Below are 7,263 nucleotides of genomic sequence, written 5' to 3'. Positions count from 1 at the left end.
CGCATGATTCCACACCCTAGACTGTGTCGCCGCTTTTCGTTGGTCTCTTATTTCAGCAAGTCGGCGACTGCGTCGCGCTCACCTTCGAGCTCGGTGATGTTCGCGTCGATACGCTCGCGCTGGAATTCAGAGATATCCAGGCCCTCGACAACCTTCCAGGTGCCGTTCTCACCGATGACAGGGAAGCCGAAGATCAAGCCTTCTGGCACGCCGTACTGGCCTGCGGAAGGAACAGCGGCGGTCGTCCACTTGCCGTTAGTACCCTGTACCCAATCGCGCATGTGGTCAATCGCAGCCGACGCAGCCGACGCTGCGGAGGACTTGCCGCGTACCTCGATGATCTCGGAGCCGCGCTTTGCCACGCGTGGGATGAACTCGTTGACGTACCAGTCATTATCTACAGCCTCAGGAACAGGCTTGCCGTCGACGGTGGCGTAAGTGATGTCTGGGAACTGGGTGGCGGAGTGGTTGCCCCACACAGCGACCTGTTCGAAGACGTTGGTGGTCACATCGAGCTTCTGGCTCAGCATGGATTCGGCGCGGTTGTGGTCCAGTCGCATCATCGCGTTGAAACGGTCCGCAGGGATGTCCTTGGCTGCGTTCGCCGCGATCAGTGCGTTGGTGTTGGCCGGGTTACCGACGACCAGCACGCGCAGGTCATCTGCAGCGTGGTCGTTGAGCGCCTGGCCCTGAGGGCCGAAGATCTTGCCGTTATTAGCCAGCAGGTCTGCACGTTCTTCACCCTTACCGCGTGGCTTCGCGCCGACAAGGAAGGCGGAGTTGGCACCGTCGAATGCGGTCTTCGCATCATCGGTGACGGTGATCTTGGTGAGCAGGTCGAACGCGGAGTCCGACAGTTCCATCGCAACACCCTCGGCGGCCTTTACCGCATCTGGAATCTCAAGCAAGGTCACTTCGATAGGGGTATTAGGGCCGTATACGTCGCCGTTCGCAAGCCTCCACAGCAACGAGTAAGCAATGTTGCCGGCCGCGCCGGTGACTGCAACTTTCACGGGGGCATTAGAAGACGTAACCATATTGGAAAATACCTCTCACTTGATTCACTTGGATGTCTGTGGTGGCTGTCTCTGACCACTGCCTGACAACCAACATCCTACCCGCGTTTCCCCTAGCGCGAAGCAGTTCAAAGACGCCCGTAGGCACGCGAAAATCAGTGCGGCCGATCACAGCTTGAGGCCCTCCCCCCCACAAATCACCCCCTAAAATGGCAGTTTTATCGGGTTTTGTGTGGGTTTGGCTACAACCAGGCACACCACGGGTGTAGTTCAGGCACTATAGACTGTGATCAGTACAGATAATTAGGTAAAAATTATAGTTTTCCAGTTTGGGTGGGCTCCCGCTCACCGTCGCCGTACGAAAGGTGGCCATGTCTTCGAATTCGCAACCACAGGACCAAGGTCCGGTGGAAGATTCCGTGAACGAGCACAATGCACCCGACGATGCTAGCGACACCAGTGACAACACCACCGTGCACGATGTCATCGATATCGCGCTGACCGGTTTTGCCAAAAATGGATTTAGCGGTACCAAATTAGACGCAATCGCCAAGAAGTCAGGCATGTCCAAGCGTATGATCCATTACCATTTTGGCGATAAAAAAGGTCTATACCAGCAGGCGTTGGCTACTGCGGTGTCTCGCTTGCACCCGCCAGAGGAGCTCCTTAACCGCTCCTATGCCGTCCCCGTCGAGGGCGTACGCCGGTTTGTTGATGCACTCTTCTATCGCATGGTGGAACAGGAGGATTCTCTGCGCTTACTTCAGCGGGAAAACATGGATCCTGTGCTCAAACTCACAGAAATCTCCGCCATTGCGGAAGCATCCGAGCTCACCTTGCACCTAGAGCGGCTGCTCATGATGGGCCAAGACGCCGGCGCTTTCCGCCCCGGAATTTCCGCAGAGGATCTCTTGGCACTCATTGTGTCGCTGGGCAGCTACCGGATCGGTGGCCGTGCCCTGTCCATCAATCTCTTTCAGATCGACCCGACCAGCCGAGAGAACACCGAAGGAATGCGTCGCTTCGTGATCGACGCGGTGCTGGCATTCCTGACGTCGAATATCCCCGACTCGGGCTACGATTCCTACCTCAGCGCCACACCTGCGATCCCAGAGGCCCCGGCCGCCGGAGAAATTTATGAGCTGGGCGACGACATCTACTAACGCCGCCCCGCTACTGGCCTAGGCGGACTTTTCTTCGTCGGCAAGTACGAAGGTCGGCTCGCCCTCGCCGCGGACAACAGCATCAGAAATGATGACTTCGTCAATATCTTCACGATCGGGCAGGTCATACATGATCGGCACCAATACTTCTTCCATGATGGCGCGCAGGCCGCGGGCGCCGGTTCCGCGTTCAGCGGCCTTGTCCGCGATTTCGCCAAGGGCTTCCTCGGTGAACGTCAAGGTGGCATCGTCCATAGCGAACAGGCGCTCATACTGCTTCACCAGAGAGTTCTTCGGCTCAGTCAGGACCTTGATCAGGGACTCACGGTCCAGATTGTCCACCGTGGCCACGATCGGCAGACGCCCGATGAACTCCGGAATCAGACCGAACTTCACCAGGTCTTCCGGCTGCACCTTCTTCAGAATCTGCTGCTCTTCACACTCTTTTTCCGATTCAATTTCCGCGCCGAAGCCAATCCCCTTCTTGCCCACGCGCTCAGCGATGACCTTCTCCAGGCCCGCGAACGCACCGGCGACGATAAACAGAACATTGGTGGTATCCAGCTGGATGAATTCCTGATTCGGGTGCTTGCGCCCGCCCTGCGGCGGCACGGATGCGACGGTGCCCTCCAGGATCTTCAGCAACGCCTGCTGCACACCCTCGCCCGATACGTCGCGCGTGATCGAAGGGTTTTCGGACTTACGGGAAATCTTGTCCACCTCATCGACGTAGATGATGCCGCGCTGCGCACGCGCCACGTCGAAGTCAGCCGCTTGCAGCAGCTTCAGCAGGATATTTTCTACGTCCTCACCGACATAGCCGGCCTCAGTCAGGCTGGTGGCATCAGCGATGGCGAAAGGTACGTCCAGCATGCGCGCCAAGGTCTGCGCGAGGTACGTCTTGCCGGAACCGGTTGGGCCCAGCAGCAAAATATTAGACTTGGCGATCTCTACCGCATCGTCTCGCTTCTTCCGTGTGGACGCCGCTTCCTCGGCGCGGATGCGCTTGTAATGGTTGTAGACCGCCACCGACAGGGTGCGCTTGGCCTCATCCTGGCCGATGACATAATCGTCGAGGAACGAAGAGATTTCCGAGGGCCGCGGCAGGCGCTGCCTCTTCGAGTCTTCCTCGGCCTGAGCGCCTTGGAGTTCCTCTTCGATAATCTCATTGCACAACTCAATGCACTCATCGCAGATGTACACTCCGCCACCCGCGATGAGTTTCTTCACCTGCTTTTGACTCTTTCCGCAGAAAGAGCACTTCAACAGGTCGGAGCTATCTTGAGTCACTGACATGAGGTTTAAACGCTCGCTTTTCCGTTCGCTTGTACTTCCAGCCTGCAGGGTAGCCCGATTGTAGCGAGTTCCCCACAGATTGTCCCACCTAGCTTAGTAGCAAGCGCGCTTAACGACGATTCCCCCGTCTGCGCGTCGCCGTTAGCGCCACTGCCCGGCAATTGTGAACTCGAGAGGTTCAACCAAAAGTAGGCTAAAAGTGTTCTGGAACACATTAATTGTCGCGCTGAGGTAGTGTCGCCCGCATGACCAAGCTCCTCGGTGCGATTGAACGCCCCCAGCTCCCACGCCCCACCTTCCGCGAGTTCCTCCGCGATGCAGGCCCCACCGAGATCGGCAACGGCCTGGTCGCGTTTATCTTTTCCGCTTCCGGCCCGGTTGCTGTGATTCTCGCAGCGACCGCCGCAGGAAATTTATCACCAGAGCAAACATCTTCCTGGATCCTGGGCGCATTCTTGGGCAACGGCATCATCACCTTATTGATGACGTACCTCTACCGCTCCCCCATGGCGTTTTATTGGACGATCCCCGGCACGGTGTTGGTTGGCGATGCGCTGAGGCACTACACGCTCAATGAGGTCGTCGGCGCCTATATCGTTACCGGCCTATTTGTCTTCGTGCTGGGTTGGACTGGCCTCATCCAAAGGATTATGGCCTTGATCCCCTCCACCATCGTCATGGCCATGGTGGCGGGCGTCTTTTTACGCTTCGGCACTGATTTAATTGGCGCACTTGTCGACGATCCTGTGATGGCCGTTCCGATGACCATCCTCTTTGTCATTCTGACTATGATCCCGGCCGCCGGAAAGTGGCTTCCCCCGGTTGCCACCGCTGCGGTGCTGGGGACCATCATCGCCTTGGTGGCAGGCAGCTTCAAGGGCGACATCACAGCCAACGGCGTCTTCGCCACACCGCAACTTGTTCCGCCAGAATTTTCCTGGGGTGCAATGGTGGAGCTGGTCATTCCTCTTGCGATCACCGTTGTGTTCGTCCAAAACGGCCAGGGCCTCGCGGTTCTGCGCGCAGCAGGCCATAAACAGGGCACGAACCTTTCTTCCGCAATCTCCGGCCTGTGGTCGCTTCCCGTAGGATTGTTGGGATGCGCATCGACATGCCTCACCGGTCCGACGAACGCCCTGCTGGTGTCCAGCAAGGATTCTTCCCGGCACTACGCGGCCGCCATCGTCAACGCCATCGCAGCGATTCTGGTGGGCGTGGTCGCGCCGGTGTTTGTGGCTTTCATGCTGGGCATGCCCGCCTCGTTCATCGCAACGCTGGCCGGGCTGGCCATGCTTACGCCTCTCAAGAATGCCTTTGTCGCCGGTTTCTCCGGCCCATTTTCCACCGGCGCGTTGGCGTGCTTCCTGGTCACCATCGCAGAAGTCACGTTCCTGGGTCTATCTGCACCGTTTTGGGGCCTGGTTGCCGGGGTGGTCGTCGGTAAGCTTCTAGATAGAGAATAGAGAAGTTAAGGCGTGATGAATGGTCCAGCAAGCTGATCAGTTCCTGCGTAGGCGTTTGGTTGAGAGGGTCGTCGGCATCGTGCGCGCCCACACGCAGCGACTCATCATCATTCCCGCTGCCGAGGGTTTGGGGGCGCGCCGTTTTCTCGATGGGCTTGCCTCCCACTTCCCGAAAGAGAAGACGCAGGTGGTCACGGTCCTGCCCTGGGATTTGAGCTACCCCGGCGCGTTGCTCACCCAGCTGAAGGATCGTCCCGAGAACGCCATCGTTCTCATCCACGATTTCGATCAAGCCGATGACACCTCATTTCGTGAGCTGGTCACCGCCGCCAAACGCGAGGGGGTACGCATCGTGGCGACGGTGTCGTCGGAACGCTTGCATGTGCTTGCCGACGACGTGATTCACCTGACCCCATTCACTCTTCCAGAGACGGACCAGTTTGCCCGCGCGCTGACTGGGCACAAACTTCCGGCGCTGCTGATCGAAGACTTGTACTTTGCCACTCGTGGGCGACCGGATTATGTAGCCGAGATGCTGGATGTGGCCCCGCGCGACTACTGGTCGCAGGCCAATACGGCGATCACGATCCCGGACTCCTGGCACTTGGAGTTCAACAAGGCCATCAAGGGGCTGCGCCCGGAGACCATCGAGGCCCTTTATACCCGCCCCCTAGTCGCTGAAGATCTGAAGGAGGCGATCGCGGCCGGGATTATTGAGCTACGCTCAACAGAGCTGGGGCAGGAAACGTTTTTCCGCGATCCTCGCTTCAACGCCATCACGCAAGCCGCCACCCCGAGCCCACCACGAGCCACCAACGCTATCTCGCGGGAGAAGCTGCTGCTGTCCAAAGCGCAGGCGCACGCCGATGACCTTGGCCTGGGATCTGCCCAGTTGTTCTTGCAGGACTGCACCGGGGTCGTCAATGCAGAACACCGCGACACGCTGACCGGCTATATCGCCTTGTACAAAGGCAACCGGGCCCAAGCGCAGACTTATTTGGAGCCGGTGACAAAATCGCTGGAGCAGTCAGCTGCCGCATCGATGTATGAGCTTGCCAATTGGAATCCGCGCGGGCTGGCGATGCGTGCGCAACACACCATGAGTTTGGCCAGCCCGGGTTCCGTGCGTTACGAAGAAGCTCATATTCACCGTGCCTTCGCGTACCTGTTGGCTAATCGAACCCCTTCCGATCGTCCTCCTGAGTTCCACCATGCAGTCTCGCGCGAACGCTATAACCTGTTCGGCGGGTGGGCGGCACTTGCCGACGATGATCCCATCTCCGCTCGCGAGCGGCTGCGCCCCGTGCCCGGCGGTGCCCTGTCTGTGGGCATGTGGCGCGATGCCCTCTTCGCCCGCACCCTGTTCATCCTGGGCCAGTGGAACGATGCCAAAGTGGTCGTCGAACGTGGCCTCTCTGCCTGTGAGCTGCACGAGGTGGGACTGCTTGAGCCCTTCTTGCTGTGGACCGGCGCGCTGATCGCGTCGATGGAGGGCGATCAATCCTTAGCACGGTCCTACGTGAACCGGGCTGGAGCCGGCAGCGATTCCTTTGCACTGCAGCAGATCCCTGCAGCGATGGCTCGCCTCCTTGTCTCCGCCAACCTGTGGGATTTACATTCCACGGTCAGCGCCGCCGACGATCTTGCAGCCGCCGCCAAGCGCGCAGGTCCTCATCAGCCCGGGTTCTGGCCGTGGGAGGACATTTATGTTCAAACCTTGTTGCGTGCTGGGCGTATCGACGAGGCCGAAGAGGCCCTTTCCGCAGCTGAGCAACGCGCCAGCGGAGTGGATTTACCCTCCTGGTTTGCCCGCCTGGCCGTCCCGCGCGCCACAATCATGCTGCAGCGCGGGGACACAGAAAGGGCTTTATCACTTTTCGACGATGCCGTCGATGCCGTCGAGCACTCCCCCATGCCGGTCTACGCCACCCGCGTGCTCTTTGAATACGGCATCACCTTACGCCGCATTGGACGCAGGCAGCGTGCCGACGATATCTTCCGCCGCGCTTCCACCCTCTTTGAGGAAATGGGGGCCCACGCCATGGTGGAACGCTGCAACAAAGAACGCCAGCTCAGTGGCGTTGGAGGGCGCGTTCATTCACGTCACGGGCTGACCGCCCAGGAGGAGCAGGTGGCGCGTCTTGCTGCTGATGGCACGACCAATCGGGAGATCTCCATGCAGCTGACGGTATCGCTGAAAACGGTCGAGTTTCACCTCACCAATATCTACAAGAAGCTGGGTATTCGCGGGCGGGCTGACCTAGCCGCCGCACTGGGATGAATATAATTGGTTTGTTTTTGAGGTCGAATGCGCTAAATTTTCTT

The 7,263-nt window shown here is 58.9% G+C and carries 5 protein-coding genes; 3 read left to right on the top strand and 2 right to left on the bottom strand.

Annotated elements, in window-relative coordinates; all coding sequences use genetic code 11:
* Nucleotides 1–47 precede the first annotated feature (47 nt).
* Nucleotides 48–1,037, bottom strand: coding sequence for a malate dehydrogenase (locus tag ACHFGA_RS02865; protein ID WP_394280931.1), 990 nt, complete (start codon nucleotides 1,035–1,037; stop codon nucleotides 48–50).
* 350 nt (nucleotides 1,038–1,387) lie between these two features.
* On the opposite strand from ACHFGA_RS02865, the gene ACHFGA_RS02860 reads away from it, so the two are divergent.
* Complete coding sequence (locus tag ACHFGA_RS02860; protein ID WP_394280930.1) at nucleotides 1,388–2,179, top strand: TetR/AcrR family transcriptional regulator; 792 nt, start codon at nucleotides 1,388–1,390, stop codon at nucleotides 2,177–2,179.
* An 18-nt stretch (nucleotides 2,180–2,197) separates the two neighbouring features.
* Here the strand turns inward: ACHFGA_RS02860 and clpX are convergent, their stop codons facing one another.
* On the bottom strand, nucleotides 2,198–3,475 hold the full coding sequence (clpX, locus tag ACHFGA_RS02855; protein ID WP_394280929.1) for an ATP-dependent Clp protease ATP-binding subunit ClpX: 1,278 nt from the start codon (nucleotides 3,473–3,475) through the stop codon (nucleotides 2,198–2,200).
* A gap of 245 nt (nucleotides 3,476–3,720) precedes the next feature.
* On the opposite strand from clpX, the gene ACHFGA_RS02850 reads away from it, so the two are divergent.
* Nucleotides 3,721–4,938, top strand: a complete 1,218-nt coding sequence (locus ACHFGA_RS02850) for a benzoate/H(+) symporter BenE family transporter (RefSeq protein WP_394280928.1) — start codon at nucleotides 3,721–3,723, stop codon at nucleotides 4,936–4,938.
* Nucleotides 4,939–4,957: 19 nt separating this feature from the next.
* Entirely contained in the window at nucleotides 4,958–7,219 is a 2,262-nt protein-coding gene (locus ACHFGA_RS02845; RefSeq protein WP_394280927.1) for a LuxR C-terminal-related transcriptional regulator, read from the top strand.
* Nucleotides 7,220–7,263: the final 44 nt, after the last annotated feature.

The sequence above is a fragment of the Corynebacterium sp. genome (assembly GCF_043426755.1).
Classification (GTDB): domain Bacteria; phylum Actinomycetota; class Actinomycetes; order Mycobacteriales; family Mycobacteriaceae; genus Corynebacterium.
This window is presented reverse-complemented; position numbering and strand designations above follow the sequence as displayed.

Excerpts from the sequence above, each read along its gene's own strand:
- ACHFGA_RS02865 (WP_394280931.1), bottom strand. The coding sequence starts at position 1,037 with ATGGTTACGTCTTCTAATGCCCCCGTGAAAGTTGCAGTCACCGGCGCG.
- ACHFGA_RS02860 (WP_394280930.1), top strand. The coding sequence starts at position 1,388 with ATGTCTTCGAATTCGCAACCACAGGACCAAGGTCCGGTGGAAGATTCC.
- clpX (WP_394280929.1), bottom strand. The coding sequence starts at position 3,475 with ATGTCAGTGACTCAAGATAGCTCCGACCTGTTGAAGTGCTCTTTCTGC.
- ACHFGA_RS02850 (WP_394280928.1), top strand. The coding sequence starts at position 3,721 with ATGACCAAGCTCCTCGGTGCGATTGAACGCCCCCAGCTCCCACGCCCC.
- ACHFGA_RS02845 (WP_394280927.1), top strand. The coding sequence starts at position 4,958 with ATGGTCCAGCAAGCTGATCAGTTCCTGCGTAGGCGTTTGGTTGAGAGG.